Raw genomic sequence first — 676 nt, 5'->3', positions numbered from 1 at the left:
TTGGAGAAGCCGTAGTTGAAGCTGGAGCCGCCCAGCCCGTCGCCGTGGGTGACCTCGATGACGGGCACCCCCGCGGTGTCCAGGGCGGCCACGATGGCACCCACCTCTTCTTTGGTGAATTGGTGGCGCTTGTGGTGCGAGCCGTCCCGCAACGACGTGTCGGTCAGCCGTACGTCCCAGATCGGGTTGAAGAAAATGTCGTGTGTGCTCATGCCTGCGCTCCCGGCGCCGTCGCGGATAAGGATTCCTTCGCGATCTCCTCGCCGACCTTGGTGGCCGCGGCGGTCATGATGTCCAGGTTGCCCGCGTACGGGGGCAGGTAATCGCCGGCGCCCTCGACCTCGACGAACGTGGTCACCACCGCCTGCCCACCGGAGTTCAGCGACGGCTCGTCGAACTGCGGCTCGTTGAGCAGCCGGTAGCCGGGCACGTAGGTCGCCACCTCGGCCACCACGTCGTGGATGGACTGCGCGATCGCGTCGCGGTCGGCGTCCTCGGGGATCGCGCAGAAGATTGTGTCGCGCATGATCATCGGCGGGTCGGCCGGGTTGAGGATGATGATCGCCTTGCCCCGCTTGGCGCCGCCGATCGTCTCGACACCCTTGCTGGTGGTCTTGGTGAACTCGTCGATGTTGGCCCGCGTGCCCGGCCCGGCCGAGACCGACGCCACCGACGC

General features: G+C 67.3%; 2 pseudogenes. Both read right to left on the bottom strand.

Annotation, left to right across the window (positions count from 1 at the left end):
- Positions 1–212 (bottom strand): annotated as a pseudogene (locus A9X03_RS14335) (4-hydroxy-2-oxovalerate aldolase); the annotation flags it as partial.
- Positions 209–676, bottom strand: a pseudogene (locus A9X03_RS14330) (acetaldehyde dehydrogenase (acetylating)); the annotation flags it as partial. The pseudogenes A9X03_RS14335 and A9X03_RS14330, both read right to left, overlap by 4 nt.

The organism is Mycobacterium sp. E1715 (assembly GCF_001667625.1).
Taxonomy (GTDB): Bacteria; Actinomycetota; Actinomycetes; order Mycobacteriales; family Mycobacteriaceae; genus Mycobacterium.
This window is presented reverse-complemented; position numbering and strand designations above follow the sequence as displayed.